21 protein-coding genes are annotated in these 20,451 nt (G+C 53.4%); 8 read left to right on the forward strand and 13 right to left on the reverse strand.

Annotation, left to right across the window (positions count from 1 at the left end):
* Positions 1-13: 13 nt before the first annotated feature.
* The gene (locus IQ241_RS02710; protein WP_193904880.1) at positions 14-661 is read right to left on the reverse strand and encodes a hypothetical protein; all 648 of its coding nucleotides are present in this window, start codon (positions 659-661) and stop codon (positions 14-16) included.
* Positions 662-998: 337 nt separating this feature from the next.
* Here IQ241_RS02710 and IQ241_RS02715 point away from each other — a divergent pair, with 337 nt between their 5' ends.
* Positions 999-1,772: an aspartyl/asparaginyl beta-hydroxylase domain-containing protein gene (locus IQ241_RS02715; RefSeq protein ID WP_193904881.1), complete on the forward strand. Its 774-nt coding sequence runs from the start codon at positions 999-1,001 to the stop codon at positions 1,770-1,772.
* Here IQ241_RS02715 and IQ241_RS02720 read toward each other — a convergent pair.
* The 3 genes from IQ241_RS02720 to IQ241_RS02730 form a co-directional block, all read right to left on the reverse strand.
* Positions 1,769-2,560, reverse strand: a complete 792-nt coding sequence (locus IQ241_RS02720) for a hypothetical protein (RefSeq protein WP_193904882.1) — start codon at positions 2,558-2,560, stop codon at positions 1,769-1,771. The two genes, IQ241_RS02715 and IQ241_RS02720, sit on opposite strands and share 4 nt — an antisense overlap.
* A gap of 104 nt (positions 2,561-2,664) precedes the next feature.
* Positions 2,665-3,159, reverse strand: coding sequence for a hypothetical protein (locus IQ241_RS02725; protein ID WP_193904883.1), 495 nt, complete (start codon positions 3,157-3,159; stop codon positions 2,665-2,667).
* A gap of 21 nt (positions 3,160-3,180) precedes the next feature.
* Positions 3,181-4,296, reverse strand: a complete 1,116-nt coding sequence (locus tag IQ241_RS02730; RefSeq protein WP_322743551.1) for an MFS transporter — start codon at positions 4,294-4,296, stop codon at positions 3,181-3,183.
* 327 nt (positions 4,297-4,623) lie between these two features.
* On the opposite strand from IQ241_RS02730, the gene IQ241_RS02735 reads away from it, so the two are divergent.
* From IQ241_RS02735 to IQ241_RS02755, 5 genes are all read left to right on the forward strand, one after another.
* Positions 4,624-5,703 carry an aromatic ring-hydroxylating oxygenase subunit alpha gene (locus tag IQ241_RS02735; RefSeq protein ID WP_193904884.1) on the forward strand — a complete coding sequence of 360 codons (1,080 nt, stop codon included), beginning with the start codon at positions 4,624-4,626 and terminating at the stop codon, positions 5,701-5,703.
* 123 nt (positions 5,704-5,826) lie between these two features.
* On the forward strand, positions 5,827-7,113 hold the full coding sequence (locus IQ241_RS02740; RefSeq protein WP_193904885.1) for an aminotransferase class I/II-fold pyridoxal phosphate-dependent enzyme: 1,287 nt from the start codon (positions 5,827-5,829) through the stop codon (positions 7,111-7,113).
* Positions 7,114-7,116: 3 nt separating this feature from the next.
* The gene (locus IQ241_RS02745; protein ID WP_193904886.1) at positions 7,117-8,244 is read left to right on the forward strand and encodes a hypothetical protein; all 1,128 of its coding nucleotides are present in this window, start codon (positions 7,117-7,119) and stop codon (positions 8,242-8,244) included.
* A 17-nt stretch (positions 8,245-8,261) separates the two neighbouring features.
* Positions 8,262-9,245: an NAD-dependent epimerase/dehydratase family protein gene (locus IQ241_RS02750; RefSeq protein ID WP_193904887.1), complete on the forward strand. Its 984-nt coding sequence runs from the start codon at positions 8,262-8,264 to the stop codon at positions 9,243-9,245.
* A gap of 46 nt (positions 9,246-9,291) precedes the next feature.
* Positions 9,292-9,465 (forward strand): hypothetical protein, encoded by a 174-nt coding sequence (locus IQ241_RS02755; RefSeq protein ID WP_193904888.1) that lies wholly within the window; start codon positions 9,292-9,294, stop codon positions 9,463-9,465.
* 7 nt (positions 9,466-9,472) lie between these two features.
* Here the strand turns inward: IQ241_RS02755 and IQ241_RS02760 are convergent, their stop codons facing one another.
* The 3 genes from IQ241_RS02760 to IQ241_RS02770 all read right to left on the reverse strand — a co-directional run bounded on the left by IQ241_RS02760 (position 9,473) and on the right by IQ241_RS02770 (position 13,382).
* On the reverse strand, positions 9,473-10,162 hold the full coding sequence (locus IQ241_RS02760) for an ABC transporter ATP-binding protein (protein ID WP_193904970.1): 690 nt from the start codon (positions 10,160-10,162) through the stop codon (positions 9,473-9,475).
* A 214-nt stretch (positions 10,163-10,376) separates the two neighbouring features.
* Positions 10,377-11,621, reverse strand: a complete 1,245-nt coding sequence (locus IQ241_RS02765) for an FtsX-like permease family protein (protein WP_193904889.1) — start codon at positions 11,619-11,621, stop codon at positions 10,377-10,379.
* A gap of 81 nt (positions 11,622-11,702) precedes the next feature.
* A complete protein-coding gene (locus tag IQ241_RS02770; protein ID WP_193904890.1) occupies positions 11,703-13,382 on the reverse strand; it encodes a GH3 auxin-responsive promoter family protein in 1,680 nt (559 codons plus the stop codon).
* 112 nt (positions 13,383-13,494) lie between these two features.
* Between IQ241_RS02770 and IQ241_RS02775 the strand changes: the two genes are divergently transcribed.
* Positions 13,495-13,977 (forward strand): sterol desaturase family protein, encoded by a 483-nt coding sequence (locus tag IQ241_RS02775; protein ID WP_193904891.1) that lies wholly within the window; start codon positions 13,495-13,497, stop codon positions 13,975-13,977.
* Positions 13,978-14,010: 33 nt separating this feature from the next.
* Here IQ241_RS02775 and IQ241_RS02780 read toward each other — a convergent pair whose 3' ends face one another.
* Positions 14,011-14,853 carry a tetratricopeptide repeat protein gene (locus IQ241_RS02780; RefSeq protein WP_193904892.1) on the reverse strand — a complete coding sequence of 281 codons (843 nt, stop codon included), beginning with the start codon at positions 14,851-14,853 and terminating at the stop codon, positions 14,011-14,013.
* Between the two features lie 44 nt (positions 14,854-14,897).
* Positions 14,898-15,221 carry a cytochrome c6 PetJ gene (gene petJ / locus IQ241_RS02785; RefSeq protein WP_193904893.1) on the reverse strand — a complete coding sequence of 108 codons (324 nt, stop codon included), beginning with the start codon at positions 15,219-15,221 and terminating at the stop codon, positions 14,898-14,900.
* 589 nt (positions 15,222-15,810) lie between these two features.
* Here petJ and IQ241_RS02790 point away from each other — a divergent pair.
* Positions 15,811-17,103 (forward strand): AAA family ATPase, encoded by a 1,293-nt coding sequence (locus IQ241_RS02790; protein WP_228021313.1) that lies wholly within the window; start codon positions 15,811-15,813, stop codon positions 17,101-17,103.
* Between the two features lie 643 nt (positions 17,104-17,746).
* Here the strand turns inward: IQ241_RS02790 and IQ241_RS02795 are convergent.
* The 4 genes from IQ241_RS02795 to IQ241_RS02810 all read right to left on the reverse strand — a co-directional run bounded on the left by IQ241_RS02795 (position 17,747) and on the right by IQ241_RS02810 (position 20,315).
* Positions 17,747-18,841 (reverse strand): AI-2E family transporter, encoded by a 1,095-nt coding sequence (locus tag IQ241_RS02795; protein WP_193904894.1) that lies wholly within the window; start codon positions 18,839-18,841, stop codon positions 17,747-17,749.
* 22 nt (positions 18,842-18,863) lie between these two features.
* Positions 18,864-19,166, reverse strand: a complete 303-nt coding sequence (locus tag IQ241_RS02800) for a DUF2288 domain-containing protein (RefSeq protein ID WP_193904895.1) — start codon at positions 19,164-19,166, stop codon at positions 18,864-18,866.
* A gap of 105 nt (positions 19,167-19,271) precedes the next feature.
* On the reverse strand, positions 19,272-19,910 hold the full coding sequence (locus IQ241_RS02805; RefSeq protein WP_193904896.1) for a lysophospholipid acyltransferase family protein: 639 nt from the start codon (positions 19,908-19,910) through the stop codon (positions 19,272-19,274).
* Positions 19,911-19,931: 21 nt separating this feature from the next.
* Positions 19,932-20,315, reverse strand: coding sequence for a hypothetical protein (locus IQ241_RS02810; RefSeq protein WP_193904897.1), 384 nt, complete (start codon positions 20,313-20,315; stop codon positions 19,932-19,934).
* Between the last annotated feature and the right edge of the window lie 136 nt (positions 20,316-20,451).

A 20,451-nucleotide genomic window follows, 5' to 3' on the forward strand; every position in this document is an offset into this window, starting at 1 on the left:
CAGTGGGGGGAGACTAGCTGGCCTTGACGACGTTCTCCGACATGCTGTAGCGACCATTGCGGCCCCGATACCAGGACCCATCGCGAGCACCGCCCGAGAGGATATTGGAAACGCGGTTGCGTGCTTTGAGGAAAGAAGACTTGGGCATATCTTCTTCAAATACGGCATTCATCACCTCGGCAATCAGGAAGACGTGGTTCGGCTGATTGCGCAGAACGCCGCTGATGACTTCGGGCAGAGGCTCTTTCTGAAAACTGTCCTTGATATAGCGCTGCCAGCTGGCGGCCCTGCCATCGCGCTTTTTGGTCTTGGTTTTCTTAGTCACGGAACGGGTACCGCGTTTGGCCTTTCTCGGCTTCTTGGTGGCTCGAGATGGTGCAGATTCAGGCTCGCTGATGGTTTTGGCTGCTTCGGCTTCATCTGCCGAACTAACCTCAACAGGTTCAGTCAGATTGGTTTGGCCATTGGTCTCGACAGCGGCACCGTTGGTTTCAACGCCGCCGGTAGACGGCTCTTCCGAGGGGGATTGAAACATCACAATCACAGTTTGCAACCCCTCTCGCTTCTCCTGAATGGCGGCGAGCTGAGCTTCGAGCGTAGCGGCCTGGCTGGCCAGTCCAGAATCGGCCTCTAGAAGCTGGTCAAGTACTAGATCGTTCATTGAAAATCCTCGTAAATGTGAATTGGGTTTTGGAAAATTTGCCAGAGATTTTTCAGAGATTTGCCAGAGATTTATGAAAACGTTAGCAAAAATCTGTTGAATGTTTTCTCTAACTGCTGAGTGTACAGCGTTTTAACGCAAGATTTGTATATTGTAGGAAAAATATCACTATTTTGTGACTTTAGAAGACTTTTTTGAGGCTAATTTATGGATGCAGAGCGATTCGATTGAGAATATTGGGGGAAAACCCGAGGCCATACTTTTGCTGCATGACTTGCTAGGATGGCAGTTGCCATTGCCAATTCCATAACTAAAATCGGCTACTGGAGCCTTACTAATGCAGACATTTATCCAACCTCAAAGCGCAGCAACGCCCCTACATCCCGTCTTTGACAGTAACGCCTACAGAAAGCTGGAAGCCTGGCTAGGAAAGTCTTCGGCGGTCGGTAACCGCCCCTTCTTTGAGCTGGAGCAGTTTCCCTGGGCAAAAGATCTAGAAGCTAACTGGACCGTCATCCGTCAGGAGCTAGAACAGGTATTGCAGCAGGTCAACGCCTTACCCAGCTTTCAAGACATTATGCCGCGCCAGCAGCGCATCAGCCCCGACAGTGGTTGGAAGACCTATTACTTTTGCGCCTTTGGCTTTATTGCCGAGCGCAACTGTGAAGCCTGCCCCAAAACCTGGGAGCTGATCCGGCATATCCCTGGCTTAAAGGTCGCTTTCTTCTCCATTCTGGCGCCGGGGAAGCATATCCCCGAGCATCGCGGCAAGCACAAAGGTCTAATTCGGTATCACTTAGGACTCAAGGTGCCCGAACCGAATACGGCCTGTCGCTTGCGGGTGGGCGAAGAAACCGTCCATTGGCAGGAAGGGAAGAGCATTATTTTTGATGACACCTATTATCACGAAGCCTGGAATGACACGGATGGCTATCGGGTCGTTTTATTCCTAGACATTGCTCGACCATTTAACTTTCCCCTATCGCTGATCAACGCTTTGGTCTCTCGCCTGCTCATTCTCTCCCCGCTGGCCAACCAGACCAAGGCCAACCATCGGCATTGGGAAGAGCAGTTCACCCGTCAGCCTAGCGCCGAGAGCGGGCTATCTTAGCCGACCAGCAATCTCAGCAGGTAAAACAGAGCCTGGGGAAGCACCATCCAAATGGGAATGAGTAGCCAGGCTTGTAGATAGAGGCGCTCTCGCTGAGGGTACTCGCACTGAGCCAGGCCCAGCACGAGTAGAACAGCCGCAAAGCTGAAAACTGGAATGATTGTATAGGTGGTGAAGGTGAAGAGGAGCAGTCCCCAATCTCGACGCTGATACAGCCAGCGAGGTCGGGGACATAAAAAGGACAGCGCTACTAGGCCCTCAATCAGAAGCGTCCAGTAGGAGAGGAGCAGACTAATGGAAGAGATCAGCGGGTTTGTGCGGAGTTCGCTAAACCCGCTAGTTTGCAGCCTGCTGAAGAGATCGGCGTTGGCTTGGAGGGTCTCGGCGGAGACGCCGCTGAGGAGGGCGATAGAACTCAGCCGCGGGTCGAGCAGAACGGTCAGATGTAAGAACGACCCGTCCAAATATTCTCCTGACAGCAGCTTCCAGAGGGTTGCAAAGGAAAAGCACAGACCGATGAGTAGCCTAGCATTCCAGGCCATTACAGCAGTGGGGACGAAAGCGTAGAGGGCTAGCGTACAGGCTAATACCCAGTAGGTGATTAGATACTCATGGTTGACTAAGAATGGCCAGTTGCCCATGTTATTCCATACAGCTAGGATACTCAGGCTCACCCATGTTAGGCGTCGGGTCAGCAGCCCAGGCCAAAATAGCATCGCCGCAGCTAGCGCTTTTTCTGGCAGCATGGCCCAGCGCAGATCTTCAATTCCGTGCAGCAGAAGGATCACAGCAGTGAGCTTCAGTATGAGCTGATGTCGCGGCTGTTTGATTAGGGCTGAAACGAATCCAGACCAGCGTCTAAAAAAATCTCTAGGCTCACGCAGCGCTGGCATTACGGTCGAGCCTCAACCAGAGGAGAAATGGGTTCGTACCAGATCAGGCTGGGCTGCCGCTGGTGGCGCAGTCGCCAAACCTGTAGTCTCACCTGCTGAAGACAGGTCGAGTTAGAGGTCGAAGCCATATGAGCAGAGTAGACTGCCGGCTGCTCGGTGGGTCGCAGCTCCGCCTGAAGCAACGCCTGGGCGACAGTCGCGAGCAAGGGCAGCTCGGGCACCGTTCTCAAATAGATCAGCGATCGCGAACTGAACAAATCGCTAGGAGATTCGAGCGTAATCGTGATGGTTTTACCCTCGCAGTCGGTGGCCACAGCCTCGACCTGCCGCCACTCGTCTCGGTCGATCGACGCAAACATCCCAAAGCCGCCGCCGTGCCAGGGACTCAGGCCCACCGTTTGAGTTAGCACCAGCTGGCGTCCGGCGACGATCGCTAGCAGCAGTGGGATAGCCCCCTTTTGCACAAGCTGAATCGTCGCGTTGCGAATGGACATAGTAGACCCACAAGACTCACCCTACCGGCGCTGCTTCAGCCAGTTTAGAATCCCCACCAGGATAGCTAACCCAGCCGCACCGTAAAAGACTCCCCCGCCCGCCGCTTTCCAAACTGGCCCGAATAAAAGGGGTGAGAGGAACTGGCCCAGGGAAGCTGCCCCGGTGCCGATGGCGACGATACCGGCGCGCTGGGCTTCGGGTGAGCGGTCAGCTAGGGCGCTGTAGAAGTTGGGCATGACCAGTCCAAAACCGATACCGAAGAGCAGCGCCGACAGCAAAATCAGCGGCTCATGCACCAGGTTGGGAATGGCTACGAGCGATAGAGCCATGCATAAAAAGCCAATCGCGATCGCGCCATTCACCCCTACTGTCTTGGCTAGACGGCTAGCCCCAAGGGCAGAAATCAAAGCCGCTCCCAGCGATCGCGCCGCTAGCACGATGCCATTAAACAGAGAGCTCGCCCCGATTGCCGCCTTTAGATAGAGTGGTGCATAGACCACGACCACGTAGAAAATCGCGGAGACGGCAGCCAGCGCCAGAAACAGCGGATAGATATCGGGCTGGCGGACCCGCTTTGCCAGGCCCTGAGTCTGGGGCAGATCGGCTGACTTTTGGCCCCGGCGCGGCAGGGTCCACAGCGCCGCTAGCGCCACCGGCAGGCTCAGCCCATAGAGGCCAAAGGTGTAGCGCCAGTCGTAGAGCCCGATCCAGCCGCCCAGCAGGGAAAAAATGATCGTCGCTGTGGCCAGGGCGCTGGTGGCGTAGCCCATGATTCGCGATCGCGCTTCTCCGGTATAGAGCTGGCTCAGCAGACCGATACTCCCCGCCGCAATACCGCCGCTGGCTACTCCCACCAATGCCCGTGTCAGCAGCATTGAGATAAATCCTTGGGACAGCGCCCCAGCCGCTCCCACCAAGGCATAGGCCACCAGCGAGGGCACTAAAATTCGCAGGCTGCCGACTCGATTTGCCCAGATTCCCAGCAGAGGGCTAGCCAGCGCCATGGTCAGGGTATGCGTGCTGACTAATAGGCCAGCCCAGCGCGGATCGACGTTGAACTGTTCGATCACATCGGGAAAAACTGGGGCGACGACCGAACCGACTGCACTCGACAAGCCGCCTGCCAAGAGCAGCACTAGCAGAACGCGCAACTGCGGCCAGGAAGCGACTAGTGGGCCTGGTCTGGGGTCATATTCGGGGTCATGTTCGGGGGACGTCTGAGAAACTGGCACAATTTTAGGGAAACGACCTTGGGCAGACAAAACAATAGAGCTAGCGTTTTTGCACTATAATCCCAAGCGGTAAATAAATGTTAATATTCCTCTGTAAGATCTCGACCAGGGTAGGATTTTTCAGACTAGGCAATGTCTGGACGCTCTTTTCATAGAAGGGATTCAGTTAAAACTCAGGATTGTCTTCTAGGCTTACTGCAAGTTTTTTGTTAGGCGTATTTGAGCTATTTCATGCAATCAGCCATAGCCCTTAAGGGTCAGCCTATCTATAGGCAGGTTCGAGCCGTTGGCATTAACCCAAACTGCTGGTATCCCATCTACTGGGCAGCCCAGCTCAAGCCGGGCCAGGTCGTCCCCGCAGAAGTCTGGGAGCAGCGCATTGCGCTTTACCGAGATCAGGAGGGACAAGCTCACGCTTTAGAAAATGGCTGTCCGCATAAGGGAATTGAGCTCCACAAGGGCGAGGTGAAGGGACAGCATCTCACCTGTCCTTATCACGGCTGGGAGTTTGAGCCGGGCGGAACCTGCGTCCACATCCCCTATTTCCCAGCTGGGCAAAAGCTGCCCTGCGTTAAGGCCCGCAGCTATCCAATTCAGGAACGCTATGGTATTCTTTGGATTTTTCCGGGGGAAGTCGATCTGGCCCATGAGATACCGCTTCCAGCGGTGCCAGAATATGATGCAGACGAATGGTTTTTGGTCAAGATTCCGGGAGAGTTTCAGGCGCATTTTTCAATCTGCAACGAAAATGCAATGGATGTCTTCCATGGCTATTTACACAGAGATTTGCAGGGCTGGTTTAACCCAGTGCTGCTCAATCTCAAACAAACCGAGGCCGATGTCTATGCTGACTATCAGGTGTCCTATCGGGGTAAGCTGACCAAGCTGCTAGGGCTCAGCCAGCAGGAGCAGACGACGACGCGAACCGTCTCTATTCACTACCAATATCCCCACTATCACTCGGCGCTAGGGGACGTTTCCTCGCTCTACCTGATGCGGCTCCCGGTGGGACCCGCCTGTACCCGCTCGTTTTCACTCCTTTTCTTGCGGCTACCGCTGCCCCGGCCGCTGCGCCGCCTACTGCGCGGTCGTTTCAAAAGCACTTTAGAACGGCTGATCCTGCATCGAATTTTCCTAAAATTTTTACACCAAGATGTAGAAATGATGGAGAGCGAACAGCAAAACTATCAGGCTAACCCCCAGCGCAGTTATGTTGAGGTCAACCCAGCAATTATTGCGCTTCAGCGGGTAATGGTAGGGCAGTATGAAAAGTTTGTGCAACAATCAGAACGTTCTTTGAACCAATCGTGATTGGGGATAGCCGTATTTTTATTTGGCCAAAGCCAATTGCCCAGGCCAGTTGCTCAGGCCAGTTGCCCAGATTAGGTTTTCAGTATCAGGTGATTTTCAGTATTAGGTGATAAGGAGTCGATTGTGGACGTCGTTAATGACTATGTGCAGCAGCTTCACGCCAGCGGGCTGTATCCTGACAAGTTTGTCTGTCACTATAAGCAGGGCAATCTAGTCGAACTAGAAGAAGCCTCTACCGGCAAGCGTCACAAGGTTTTGACCTTCTGTACGAATGATGTCTTGGGGCTAGCTCAGTCTGAGGCGGTGAAGCAATCTGCGATTGAGGCCATCCTTCAGTACGGCACCTCGAATAGCTCCTGCTCGGTCCTGAGCGGTCGGATTGACCTGCATCGCCAGCTCGAGCAGGAAATCTCAGCGTTTAAGCATCTGCCTCACACCCATTTATTTCTCAATGCCTGGATGGCCCTGCAGGCATTCGTCGATGGGTTTTGCCACTTGGCTATCAACCTACCCAATTTTGAGAATACCCGTGAGACGCTAATTTTTACTGATATTCTCAACCATGGCTGCATCGTGTCGGCGATCGCCAATGCCAATAATCGCTCGGGCAAGATGTTCAGCCATAGCCCTAAGGTTCGAGTGAAGGCTTACCGCCACTGCGATATGGACGATCTGTCCCGGAAGCTGCGTCGCTATGCTCGCCCAGACGATCGGATTATTGTAGTTTCTGACGCAGTATTTTCGATGGATGGCGATATCGTGCCGCTGCCGCAGATGCTCGACGCGATGGAACCCTATCCGGGCAGCGTCGTACTGATGGATGAAGCCCACGCTAGCGGAGCCATCGGCGCTAAAGGTGAGGGCATCTACGATCACTTTGGGATTACGCCCCAGTCGGTGATCGATCGGGGCATGGTGCCGCTGATTATGACCACCTTCTCTAAATTTGCCGGGTCGGCTGGTGCGGCCATCAGCGCGCCTAATCGTGAGCTGATTGACCTTTTAGATATTTCACCGACTTCTATTGGCACAATTTCTCTGCCGCCGTCAGTGACCGCCGCGGCCTTGGAGAGCATTCGTCAGGTGCGACAGCAGCCCGAGCTGGTGGAGACGCTGCAGGCGAATACGCGCTATCTGCGATCGCGCCTGGTCGCCGACGGCTTTGACCCCATCGGGGAAACCAATGTGGTGCCGGTAATTTTGCCCCCTGAGATTGACCCTAAGGCCTTCGCCCGCTGCCTGATGGAAGAATTTGGCATCTGGATTTCGCCGATCTGGTTCATCGCCAAGCCGCGCCTGCGGATCACCGCCAACGCCCTCCATACCCAGGCTGAGATTGACCAGCTGGTAGACGCGATGTCAGCCGTTCGGCTGAAGCTCTGCGGCTCGGCCGTGCAGTACACGGCTTAGGCGATGGTGCATCCGTTTGTCGTCAGGCCGGTGGCGACTGCCGCTGACCAGCAGGCTTTTCTAGCACTGCCCAAGCGCGTGTATCAGGACGACCCCTACTGGGTGCCGCCGCTGACTGAGAGCGTTGCCAAGCAGTTTTTACCCACCAATCCGTTTTTCGAATACGGCGAGCTCCAGCAGTTTATTGCTGTATCCGCGGGCGAGCCGGTTGGCCGAATTGTCGCCGCCGTGAATCGGCGGCTGATCGATCGAGAGCAGCAGGCGGTAGGGCTGGTGGGTTTTTTTGAATGTATGCCGCAGTTCGAGGTCGCAGAGGCGCTGTTTGAGACCGCTCTGGGATGGCTGCGCGATCGCGGCATGACGCTGGCCCGCGGCCCGATTGACCTCTCGACCCACAATAGCTGCTTTTTCCTGATTGACGGCTTCGACTCACCGCCGATGGTGATGATGCCCTACAATCCGCCCTACTATCCAGAATTTATCGAAAAGGCGGGCTGGCACAAGGCCAAAGATGCCTATGCCTATAGCTTTCCGCTAGACCGACCGCTGCCGTCCAAGTTTGAACGGGCCTATCAGGTGGCTCGCAAGGCCGGAATTACCTTTCGACCCATTCACACCCAGGGGGAAGGCTTCGAGCAGGACTGCCGTACGTTTTACCAGCTCTTCACCCAGACCTTTGCCCACAACTGGAGTTCTTCGGAGCGAACTGAAGCCGAGTTTATGGCCGAGGCAAAGGAGCTACAGTCGCTGATCGATCCGGATGTGTTTATCATTGCCGAAGACCAGCAGCAGATGGTGGGCTTTTTTATGGGCCTGCCGGACTACAACATTCCGCTGAAGCGGGTGAACGGGCGGCTGAACGGGCTGGGGCTGCTGAAGTTCCTTTGGTTCCGTCGGCAGATTGACCAGGGTCGGGTAATTGCAATTGCTTCGCTGCCAGAGTATCGGCGTAAGATGGTGCCCCTAGCCTTGATCTATCTGGGCATGGAAGGCGGTCGGCAAAAGCATAAGCCCTACCGGCGGGCAGAGCTGTCCTGGGTTTGGGAAGACAATATGCCCTCCCGCCGAATCATCGAGGCGGCGGCGGCTACAATCGATAAGACCTACCGAATCTACGAAAAAGCTTTTTAAAAGCTCGATTAAGCCCCATGAAAGTTTTTGTGACGGGAGCCAGCGGCTTTACCGGCTCTCACCTGGTCAAAGCCTTGGAAAGTCGAGGAGACCAGGTCGTCGCGCTGGTCCGCAAGTCGAGCCAGCTTGCTCGCTTGGAGCAGACTTCAGCTCGCCTAGTCTACGGCGATATTACTAACCGGCAGGTGCTCGCCGAAGCGATGGCGGGGGTCGATGTCATTTTCCACGTGGCGGCCTATGTCGATCTTGGGCTCGTGAATGAAGCCGAGATGGAGCGGGTAAATGTTGGGGGGACGCAGGCGGTGCTGGCCGCCGCCCAGGCCGAAGCTGCCCAGCGCGATACCCCGCTGCGGCTGGTCTATTGCAGCACCATCGGCGTTTTTGGCGATACGGCAGGGCAAGTTGTCGATGAGAGCTATCGGCGATCGCAGACTACCTTTTCCTCTGCCTACGACCGCACCAAGCTCCAGGCCCAGCAGCAGGTAGACCAGGCGAATGGCGACGGCTTAGAGACGGTCAGCCTGCTGCCCGCCGGAATTTTGGGGGCCGACGACCCGCACTTTGGCCCTGTACTGCGGCTGTTTTTACAGCGGCGGCTGAAGCTGTGGCCCGGAGGCGACCGGATCACAGGCGTCGTCCATGTCGATGACCTGGTTGAGGCCATGCTGCTGGCGGCGTCGCAGGGAACCGCCGGGGAACACTACATTGTTTCAGCTGGGGAACTTTCGACCCGCCGCATGTTTGAGATTCTCAGTCGGGAGACGGGGATTCCCGTGCCTGGCGAACCGCCCCGGCTGCTGGTGCGGCTGCTGGGCAACCTGCTCGACCCGATTGGCCGCGTCTTGGGCTGGAATCCACCCCTGAGCCGCGAACGGGTGCACTACATCTACGACCGCTGCGTGCGGGTCAAGGCCGATAAGCTGAAGCAGCTAGGTTGGCAGCCGCAGCCGGTCGAGGAGATGCTGCGAGATATTGTAGAAGCCATGGAGCAGCAGGCTTGAGTCGAGGCTTTGGTATGCTGGAAGCATTCTTCTCGTAGCCAAATCTATGGCTCAATTGGAATCCAGCCAGTCGGATCGGATTGAATCGCTCTTAGAGCGTCTATCTACTGATGTCGAGCGTCTGTCCACTGAATTCGTCAAAATCAAGCAGGAAATGTCTCGGACAAACGACCGGGTAGAAGTCTATCAAAAAGCATCGCAGCAGGTCGTCAATCGGTAAAATGCCATCACCCGATCACCCCATTACCTCCTACCTCTCGCGTCTGCCAGCTCGATGAATGACTGATCAGCCCATCTTCTAAGTGAGTAATCCGATCGGCGGCGTCGGTAATGCGCGGATCGTGGGTCACCATCAGAACGGTACAGCCCTTTTCTTTAGCTAAATTCTGGATTAGCGCCACGACGGTCTGTCCGGTTTTTGAATCCAGTGCCGCAGTCGGTTCATCAGCCATCAGAATTTTAGGGCTGCCGGCCAGGGCGCGGGCGATTGCGACTCGCTGCTTTTGGCCACCGGACAGATCCTTAGGCAAATGCCGGGCGCGATCGGCGAGGCCGACCTGTTCCAGGTACTCAGCCGCTAGGCGTTTCGCTTCGGCAGTCGAGCGCTGCTTAATTTTCAACGCTAGCTCGATATTTTCGGCGGCGGTTAGGGCTGGGAATAGGTTGAAGTCTTGGAAGATAAAGCCAATGTGGCGTCGCCGAAAGCGAGCCAGCTGACGGCGCGAGAGGCCCGTAATTTCTTGTCCTAGCAGGTTTACCCGCCCCCCCGTCGGCGTCAGGATGCCCGCTAGAATTGACAGCAGCGTAGTTTTTCCCGAGCCCGACGGCCCCATCAGTAGCCGAATTTCACCCGCTGATACGGTCAGATCGATGCCCTTAAGCACGCGGGTTTCGACCGAACCGGTGCGGAAAACCATCTCCACCGCTTTGGCCGCGATCGCGGCCTCTGCCACTGGCTTCCCTGCTAAATCTGGACTCAACAATGGCACTTCTGCCTTGTAAGCACTCGGTTTTGTCACTATAGCCCCAATCTAGCTGACTACCTGCCGGATAACTTTCTAGACTATACCGCCTCAGTCTGGGTTCACCCCTACTGAGAATGCTGATTTCTGAACTGGCTGCGCGGTGCGGTCATGCTTTGAATACAATCCCCGGATCGACCCGGGTCACCTTTTGAATGGCAAAAAAGGCCGAACCCAGGCACATCGCCACGGTGATGCCGAAGACACCGGCGGCTGAGACAGGCGTAATCAGAATAATGATGCCCTGGCTCGCCAGCGTCCAGGTGGACAGCCCCCAGCAGAGCGAAATTCCAGGAATATAACCTATTACAGCCATCCACAGCGCCTGTTCGACAATCACGCCGTAGATCATCCGATCGGGTGCGCCCATCGCTTTGAGCGTACCGAACTCTTTGAGGTGCTCAGAGACTGAGGTGTAGAGAATTTGGGCGACGATTACAATTCCCACTAATATGCCGACGACCGCCCCCAGTCCTAGAATAAACCCAATTCCTGTTCGCTCCTGCCAGTAGGCTCGGGTCTCCTCAACCAGCTCTGCCTGAGTTAGGGCCCGGGTTCCGGTAATAGTATCTTCCAAGCGCTGCTTCAGAGCTGGAATATCAGTCCCAGGCTCGGCTCGAATTAGGATATAGGTAATCGGGACATCGGCCTCTAGCGGCCCCGGCGCAGGAAGGGCTTCGGCCCCGGTCTCTGGTGCTCGCTCGTAGGCGTTCTGGCAGTTCAGGCCATTGTCCCCCAACTGGCAGGTGAGCTCGGCTGAGAATCCCGCATTCACATAGGCATTGGCATTCTTTAAAGAAGCAAAGACGAACTTACTCGATACCAGTGACTGGGTTTCTTCCGTAATGCTGACTACTTCTACCGGCAGCGAGCGTATTCTCGCTGTATCGCCAACCTGGTCAATGCCGAAGGCCCGCTGGTTGGACTGGTCGATAATGGCAGTATAAGGCTGGTTGAGAGCTTCCAAGCTGGCTGCTGAAACCTCTCCCGGTCGAAAGAGTTGCCCTTCCGGGTCGAAGCCAAAAATCCGCAGGGTCGTCAGTTTTCCCTCGTCCGAATACCACCGCCCCGAGCCAATCAGCAGCGCTTCTGCTCGCCGCACGCCCTCGACCTGCCGCGCCTGGGCTAGCTCCAGATAGGGAATGGGCTCCGTCAGCTCAAAGTTGACAAAGTTTTCTGAGGTCACCCAGATATCGGTGGCGGAGTCTTCGATCAGCAGGGTGGTCGATTCGGTAAAGCCTCTTAGAATGCCGGTTTGAATGGTTACCAGACTGACCGCAAACATGATTCCGGCCTGGGCGACCAGGAAGCGGGGGAGATCCTTGAGGAGGTTTTTGCGGGCGAGGGAGACCATGGGAGGGGATGGGTAGAGGGTGGAGGGTGGAAGAGTGATGGGGTCAAGAGTGATGGAGTGATGGGGTCAAGAGTGATGGGGTTATAATCTCAGCTGCCAGATTATCTGGGTTTCTGAGAGCAGAGCGCGATCGCGGCTGATGTGGGGCAGCTTAACCTGGGTATCATCGCCTTGCCCGGCGGCGAGCTGATTTTGGCGGAGCTGGTAAAAGCTGCCCGGCTTTAAGACATTCAGCTGGGGCGCTGCAATATCGTGGTTCTCTCGCTTCAGCCGGTAGGACGAGTTGACTACACCAAGTTGCTGGTCGAATGCTTGCAGCACTGCTGCTGCCTCGGCTGCTTCAAGGTCACCGGCTAGCTCAATATTCAAAATGTAGTAAGGCAAAAGCATCTCCTGAGAGAGGGTGATGCAAAAATCTTCGACCGGGAGTGAGAATTTTGCCTGTAGCGCTGTCATCACCTGCACCGCGTGATACTCGGTAGTTTTTTCACTGATGGCCGAAAGGGTGCCGCCTCGACGATAGCGGAAGGCAATCAGCGGCACGTTGCCCCGAAAGCCAGTGACCTCTACCACGTCGCCCACATCGTATCGATAAAATCCCGAATAGTTGGTAATCAAAATTCGATAGAGTTCTCCGACCGTCACCTCGTGAGGCAGTAGCGTTTTAGGCTGGGAGATGTCCCACTGGTCTGCTGGGACAAATTCATAGAAGTTACTCTCAATTGCGAGCAGAGTGCCGTCGGTATTAAAGTTCCAATGCGATCCGAATACGGCTTCAGAAGCGGCATAGGTCCCCCCGAAGATAGGCACCTCTCCAAAGTATTCGGCAAATTGCTCAAAGTAAAAATTGGATGGGCCGCCTTTAGCCGTCACCAAAAAGGCTAGGTGGGGCCAGGCAAATCGCGGCAGCAGCCTGCCCTGAGATCGCAGAATCTGCCGCAGCTGCTTGGCCCGGTGGGGCGTAGGCTTAAATCTGCGCCCCAGCGAACGCCGCATTTCGGGTTCGAGCTTAATCCAGTCGGCAATCTCACCGATTTCCAAATCCTCAATCAGCGACTCCGCATGTTTTTCTAAAATCTGACAGAGCTGGAGGGCAATCAGCGGAAAATTTGCCGCAATCACGGCCAGATCAGGATTTTGCAAGGCAAAGAGCAGACAGAGATAGTTGCGAGCCAGGCTGTTGGCAATCAGCAGCGCTTCGAAGGGCTGAGCAAAGATCCGGTTGAATAGGAGAGAACGGCTGGCCCGCAGCTGATTGCCGCTGACGTGGCCATAGGGAATGCCGCCGCTGGTCTGGCCCAGCGGCTGGGCGGCGGTAGTCGCCAACACCGGACCGAGGGGCAGCCGTCGCTGGCGCACCTGCTCAAAGGCAAACCCCATGGCGACTTGGTTCGCATAGGCCCGCTGGCGCTGGGCTCGCTGGGTAATCGGGATGAGCTTTTGCTGTCCGGTGGAGCCGCTGCTGAGGTTGAGATGGATCAGCGGCTCGGGCGATACGACATTTTGCGCGCCGGTGGCAGCTCGCTCGAAGTAGGGCTGATAGCTGCTATAGGACCCAATTGGTACGTCCTGACGGAACTGATCAATGCTGGAAATATGCGCCAGCTGTAGCGCCTGGCCCAGCTCAGTGGACTGATGATGGCTGAGCAGCGAACGCAAAAACTGCTCCTGTCGCTGGATCGACTGGGGCAGCTTACGCAGAAACGCCCGCTGCTGCCAGCGAGCCCCGATCGCGACTAGGGAAAGCAGAGGGTGGGACATGAGCTCAACTCTAGCCAAACGGGAAACACTATATGGTGAGCTATTTTAGACAAAATTATTTACGATGCTAGAGTTTACTAGAGCAATCTAGGAATTGGTTTGAGGAGGAAACATGCTCGCGGGAGTCTGCTTTATCGCTGCATTTGTCTTGGCTAGCCTGGTGGAATACTGGCTGCATCGGCTGATGCATGCCTCTGCGCGGATTGGCCAGAAGCACCGCGATCATCATCGCCGTAATGAGGGCCAGGGCGTCCTGTGGGAGTTTAGAGACTACATTCAGGGTAGCCTGGTGATTATGGCAATTCCGTTCTTCTTTTCGCTCGAAGCCGGGCTAGGCTGGGCGCTGGGCGCGGTAGTCTATGCCGCCTTTTCGGCCTACGCTCACCAGCTCCAGCACGAAAACCCCCGCCGCTGCTTTTGGATGAAGATGCCCGTCCACTACATTCACCACAAATACGGCCAGTGGCACTACAACTTTGGCCTAGCCGTAGACTGGTGGGACCACGTGTTTGGCACCTACAAGCCGATGGAATGGCCCGCCGCCGATGACCCGATCGAGCCGACGCGATCGCGTTGGGCGCTGCGCTGGTGGTAGAGAACTGATATCCGGGATTGATACCCGGGGCCGCTAGCCGATTGCGGTTTGGTGAGACTGAATGTGGCTAATCCACTGCCTGACCGCTTCATAGGCCATCATCTGACCCTGGCGCTGGAAGGTCTGGGCGGCCTGCCGCAGGTCTTGCATTGCGCCCCTGGGGTCTCCCAGCTGCTGGCGCAGACGGCCCCGGCTGAAGTGAGCTTGCGGATCGCTAGGCACTAGAGCCAGCACCCGGTCAAAGTCGGCCAGGGCGGCCCAGCTATCTCCCCGCTGGTGATAGGCACAGGCTCGATTGTAATAGGCCCGCTCCAGCGTTTGATCCGTTTGAATGGCCTGGGTAAAATCGGCGATCGCGCTTTCCACCCGCTCCAGCATCAGGTAGGCCAGCCCCCGCTCCATCAGCACCTCAGCCTCCGCTGGGGTAGGCAAATCGGACTGGAGGGCCTGATTGAAATCTGCCAGTGAAACCTGATAGCGCTCCAGAGCCAGCTCTGCTAGGCCGCGATTGTAGTAGGCCCGGAAGTCATCGGGCTGAATCGCAAGCAGGCGATTGTAATCCGCGATCGCGGCCCGAAAATGCGCCTGCCGGTAATAGGCAAGGCCCCGATTGAGGCGAGCTTCAGCGGCCTGTGGGTCTAGCTGAAGGGCCTGGGTGCAAGCTGCGATCGCGGCCTGATAATCTTCGACATGCAATAGGGCCAGGCAGCGGTTACTGTTCGCTGCGACCGTTTCATGTTTCAGCTCAGCAGCCTGAGGCATAGGCTGCGCCGTCTGCACTGACGCAGCCTGATTTGCCGCCTGCGCGGGTAGAGCGATAGAAAGCATAGCCAGCATCATCGCGAAGCTAAAGCAAAATTTGAGAATAAATTGCATGAGATTAGCTCAAGTGTTTACAGCAGTCCTGGCATCAGTTACCGCTACCAGCCGCTACCAGCCTGGTCTAGAACGTAGGCAGCTACCGCCTCAATCTGGTCCTGGCTGAGGCGACCTAGAAAAGAAGGCATCGCATTTTTGCCGTGAATCACCTGGTAGGTAATCGCTTCTAACGAGGCCATATCGTACTGCTCTAGCGTTTCTTGCTTGAGAGTTTTAGATCGATTGACCACGTTGCCACCTCCCATATGGCAGGAAGCACAGTTACTGCTGAAAACCTGCGCCCCGTCAGCCCCGTCAGCCAGCGCCGCAGCAGGAAGCAGAAACAAGGCCCCAATCAGCGCCAGAACAGATAAAATTAGCTTCACCGTCGTTCTCCAGTCTTGTTAAAGGATTCGACTTTCAGCTTGCAGGGTTTTTTCGTCCCTGTCAAAAGACAGCACGTCAAACATTTCGACTTGAAGTACTATTAGGACAACATAAACCTTATAGCCGTGAAACTTAACAGCGGACCCCTCAACTGCATATAGCTTTGTAGTAGCATAGTAAGCAGAGTCTAAACTGTATAAGGCGTTTTAGCTTTGCCAGCCAAAAATGAGATATGCACATCCGAAAGCTCTTCCCAGAAACGATTAAGCATTTCTGCCTACTTGACAAGATCGGAATTCACGAAACTAAAGATCGGAATTCGCGAAACTTTTGAATTATCAAGGTTTACATTATTTTTTGAGTTACCAACGGTTCTTAATAATGGAAATTATAAATTGACTTATATTTAGCATTTCTACTCATTATTTATCTTTTGAAGAGCAACCAAAATTAACCAACTCTTCTAGGTTTTCGACTGAAACTGTGATTAAAATTATAAAAAACATAGAGCAATTGTGAGCCCGAAGTCTTAATAAAAGCTGACATGAGATTTGCCTACAAACTAATACATAAAAGAGCTTACTAATTATGGAAAAAATTGAAATAAGAGACTTTGTTGGAATCAAATATATTACTTTAGAAGTAAAACAAATTAATATCCTGATTGGGCCTCAAGCAAGTGGAAAAAGCATCGTAGCGAAGCTTCTATTTTACTTTAAAAGCTTTATATCAGAACTCATAAATTCAGCAGATAAATCAAAAAGCAAGAGGGATTTAGATAAAAGTTTTAAAGGAAAATTCGAAGAATACTTTCCTTCATCTTCGTGGGGAAATAAGAATTTTAGAATTCGTTACTCTGTCAACCAAGATTTCATCGAAATTCATAGAAAGCAAAGGGCGAAAAAAAGTTCGTCAGAAATAGTTTTAAGTTATTCTGATTTCTACAAGAACGAATTTGCCGAGTTAAAAAGTCTCATTCAAAAGCAAAGCGAAAAATTTGCTGAGCAAGATCTGCAAGCCAGTATGCTATCTCGATTTGACGTTGTTTATGATATACAACGCTCTTTTTTATATAAGGCAGCTGAAAGTTTGAATAAAGTTGCAACTTTTTCGCAACTGTATATTCCTGCTGGCAGGTCTTTTTTTGCAAATCTTAAAAGCAGCATATTTACTTTTTTGTCTGAGAAAAATGCCGTTGATCCGTTTTTAGTTGAATTTGGAACTTATTACGAAAGAATGAAGAATCCCGTCAGGTTGAGCAGGCTACGAAGAAGTATAAATGATAAGCAGTTGAATGATGAAATAGCTCTTTTAAACAAAAAAATCCTGTGCGGGAAATATTTGAAGGAAGATGGGGAAGATTACCTTGAAATGGATGAAGGTAGGAAGATAAATATTGCTAACTCTTCGTCTGGACAGCAGGAGACATTGCCACTAGCTATCATCTTGGGAACAATTGCATTTATGAAGCCAAAGGTAGGTGGAAATTCAATATATATCGAAGAGCCAGAGGCGCATATATTTCCAGCAGCTCAGAGAGATATGGTAGAACTAATCTCTACAGTTTATAATTCTCGAAAGGATAGCCTTCAATTCTTAATTACAACGCACAGTCCTTATATTCTCACTGCATTTAATAACCTATTGCAAGCAGGATTTTTAGCTAATGATTCAAACGAGGAGGAATTAAAAAAAATATCTCAACTTGTTCCTTCATCAAGATTTATCCTTTCGAATGAACTTACTGTATATTCGCTTTCTGATGGCTATTCTCATTCTATTCTTGATATCAATACAGGGTTGATAGATGCCAATATTATTGATCAGGTATCTAATGAATTAGCCATTCAGTTTGATCAACTTCTTGACCTCGATATATGAAGGAATTTCAGGGATGTGAGACAGTTACTAGTGACCCAGATATTGTTGTCTCCGATCCGGGTAGTAAAAATAAGCGTAGCAAATTTCGTCTACGTAATTCAAAGCGGAATTCAATTAAAGTTATTCAGGTTGATAGTTGCGCTATAAAGAATGGAATAAGATGCGACTATTTACTTATTTTGCCAAATAAGAAAGAGCTCTATGTGGAATTGAAAGGATCTGATGTTAAGCATGCAGTTAAGCAAATTGCTAGGTCTATTGATTTACTTTCTTGTAACTGCCAATCTGTTGTCAAACTTTGCTTTATCGCAAGCACGAGATGTCCAATTAACTCGACCGATATACAAATTCTGAAGAAGAAATTTAGAAAGGAGTATAACGCTAAGCTAATCATAAAAAACGGAGAAATTATTTACAATTTTGATTCAGAATGACTAATTTTTCAGCGGTTCGAAACTTATAAAAATATTGCTGCATTTATTCTAACTACATAGCCAATTTGTTTCCTGAACGGTTATTTTCTTGTGTAAGTCCTTTTTCGTGTTTCACAATCATTATGATTCTGGGAGAGTGCTGAAATGATTTCTGAAGTATGCTCTGCATGACTTTGTGCTTCTGTTCTATTTTGGCTGGATGATAAAGCCTAGTTATTTCTTAATTCGTTATTTGCAGTGTCATCAGCGCCACCTTTCTTAGGCGGCTGCCAGTGGCCTCGCATTTCGTCTATTTCTAGCAAACTCACTATGATTCCCGCAATGGGGATAGACAGAAAAACGCCCAGCACGCCTGCGACCCTTGCGCCGACGATCAGCGCAAAGAACATCACTACCGGGTTAATGTTGAGCGAATCTTGCATAATTCGCGGCATCAGCAAATTTTCCTCAACCTGCTGGAGCGCAATACAAATGACCAGCGACTGAATCGCAACGACCACGCTTTGGGACAGCAGCAGCAGCGCAATCAGACTGATGCCGATGGTTGCACCAATGCCTGGAATCAGATCAAACAGTCCAGCAATGACTGATAGGGTCAGGGCATAGGGCACCTGGAGCAGGCTGAAAACAATAAAGGTTGAAATGGCAAAGAAAATCGACAGCAGCAGCCGTCCCCAAAAAAAGCCCAGCAGGTTTTTCTGAATGGTGACTGTTACCCGCCGCCGCCGGTGGACGGGTACCGCTTTGAGCACCCACTGCCAGATCCGGGCTCCGTCCAACAGCATAAAAAAAGCGACGACTGCAATTAAAATTGCGTTGAGAAAGTTGGCTAGCAGCGCCTGGAGCAGCCCAAATCCTGCGCCCAGCAGCCCCATGGCCTGTGTTCGCAGCTCTTCGCCGAGAGATTGTAGGTCGGCTTGGATACCCCACTGCTGGAGGACCGATTCGAGCCGTTCAATCCGGGGCGACAGGGAGCTCAGAAAGTCGGCGATACTGTCGGTCAGCGGCTGGGCCTGGGAGAGGACAGCAATTCCAACGGTAATACAGAGTCCCCCAATTAGCGCTAGCGCGATAAAAAACACGATTAGCACCGCGGGTCCTTGAGGCATAAACCGCCGCAGCCAGCGCACCGGATAGCTCAGCAAAAAGGCCAGAACCGTCGCAGAGGCAAACACCACGACGACGATCTCGAAATAGTCCAACAGCTGTAGACCCGCCCAGCCGCAGGCAAACAGGAGGAGAAACCTCAGCAGAGCAAAATTGTTGAGTCGTTCCCAAAATGCCTGTGCTGGAGGCTGGGGCATAGCGCTGGAGCCTTACGAACGATTAAGCGGCCATTGAACTATCTTGCACCAGCACGTAAGGCTGCACAATCAGCGAGCTAAAGCGCTTATCGCTATGGCCGCCCCAGTAGGCCAGCTGCTCTGCCGTTGGTTTAATAATCAGCTGCTCGCCAATCCAGCGCTGTACGGACTGAACATCGTCGGTCGCGATCGCAACTCCCACCTCGACTAAATCCAGCCGCTGATCCACGACCACCACTGCATCTCGCTGGACGTGGGGCTTGAGCCATTCCCATTTGGCGGGACCGACCATATCGGCCAGCTCTGAGCGTAAATCCTCTGTCATTCGTCCGTTCTATCAGGGGGCTACACAAACGGATGACGAATTCACCCGCTGTAAGGGCATCTTATCGTGCCGTCTGACGGGTCAGGCTAAAGTTTCGCGAACGGGTCAGCGGCCCTGGTCATGCAGGGCATGAATTGCGTCGGTGCATTGCTGAGTGCATGATTTCAGTTCGTCCTTCCCAGAAGACCGGGGCGGCGGCAGCGGCTCACCGATGCGCACCGTCACCGGCAGCGGTCGGGGCAGCGTCGCGCCCTTGGGCAAGATCCGCTCGGTGCCCCACAGGCTGACCGGCAGCAGCGGTACCTGAGCCTTCGCCGCCAGCAGCGCCGCCCCGAGCTTGGGCGAAGGAATCCGACCGTCGATCGTGCGGGTGCCCTGAAGAAATACGCCCACGGCCCAGCCTGCTTCCATTTGCTGTAGGGCAGCCCGAATGGCGCTGCGGTCAGCCGAGCCCCGTTTCACCGGGTAAGCGCCATAGGCGCGAATAGCTGGACCCAGAACGGGCACCTGAAACAGCTCTTCTTTCGCCATATAGGACACCGGTCGCCGCACGCAGCTCGCTAAAATCGGCGGGTCAAAGTCACTGGCGTGGTTAGAAACCACTAGCAGTGGCCCCTCGCGGGGGACATTTCCTGCGCCGTAAATCCGTCCGCGAAAGTAGGTATGTAGCATCGGGCTCACCACCGACCATTTGAACAGGTGGTAGAGGGCAAGACTGAGCGGTGGTTCACGCAGTTGCGCCATAGGAAAAAATCTTGCTCGGGGTTAAGAAGCGAGGCGAACCTGTTCGCCGGTTTCATCGGTTCGATAGGTCCAAACGTCTTGGCCGTCGGTGACGGTGACTTCCCAACCAGGCGTGATCATCTGAGCGCAGACCTGATCGGCGTTGTCGAGCCCTAAACAGGCATCGGGCCAGGATTTGGGACGGGCATCCTGTATGGTTAATGACGCTGGGGAGAGAGATTGGTCAGCCGCGATCGCGCCCAGTACAGTTTCTCGCACCTCCTCTGGCAGCTCTGTCTGAGCCGGCTCGGACTGAACTTCAGCTGTTGAACCCGGGGACTGCTCGACGGAGGCAGCACAGCTACTCAGTCCCAAAGCGAGTAATAAAAAGACACACAAAAAGCCATAAACCCATCGCTTATTCATCAGGTCTACCAAAGAATCCTGTACCTGCATCATAGCCTGGGCTGGCCCGAAGTTAGACCGACCGATTTGTCCGTGAATCTTCCACCTGACACAGACCGATTCAAATCAGTATCCTATAAGGAAATAGCATCACCCA

The organism is Vasconcelosia minhoensis LEGE 07310 (assembly GCF_015207255.1).
Classification (GTDB): Bacteria; Cyanobacteriota; Cyanobacteriia; order Phormidesmidales; family Phormidesmidaceae; genus Vasconcelosia; species Vasconcelosia minhoensis.